The organism is Vibrio sp. Y176, from assembly GCF_033438945.1.
Genome location: NZ_JAWOQS010000765.1, coordinates 1 through 615 on the forward strand (window position 1 = coordinate 1; position 615 = coordinate 615).

The window sequence follows — 615 nt, forward strand, 5'->3', positions numbered from 1 at the left end:
ATCGAACAAACCTTCTTTGTCTTCTTGCATGTCTTTGTTGTACGCCAGTGGCAGGGCTTTGACTGTCATCATCATGCCAGCAAGTGCGCCGTACACGCGACCAGTCTTACCACGAATGAGCTCTAGCGCATCTGGGTTTTTCTTCTGTGGCATCAATGACGAGCCAGATGTCACTGTATCTGCCAACTCAATGAAGTTCGACTCACCTGAGTTGTAGAAAATCATATCTTCCGCGAGACGTGACAAGTGCAGCATAGAAATAGAAGCGACAGACATCAGTTCCATCACATGGTCACGATCCGATACCGAATCGAGTGAGTTACGCGTAGCACGATGAAAGCCAAGATTATGCGCCAGTTGTTCACGATCAATTGGGTAAGCAGTACCAGCTAATGCGCCAGAACCTAGCGGACAGGTATCTAAACGTTGCAGCGCATCATTCAGACGTGAGTAATCACGCTCAAACATTTCAACATACGCCAAACACCAATGAGCAAACGTCACAGGCTGAGCACGTTGTAAGTGAGTATAACCAGGCAAAACCGTACCTTGATGCTGTTTCGCCACTTGCACCATTTGCGATTGCAGACGATCAAGTGCAATAAGAAGTTGCTG

General features: G+C 47.5%; 1 protein-coding gene. It reads right to left on the reverse strand.

The genetic code is table 11. The annotated features are described in order from the left end of the window. The coding region (argH, locus tag R7O13_RS28535) for an argininosuccinate lyase (RefSeq protein WP_318305416.1) at positions 1-615 on the reverse strand (615 nt) is incomplete at both ends.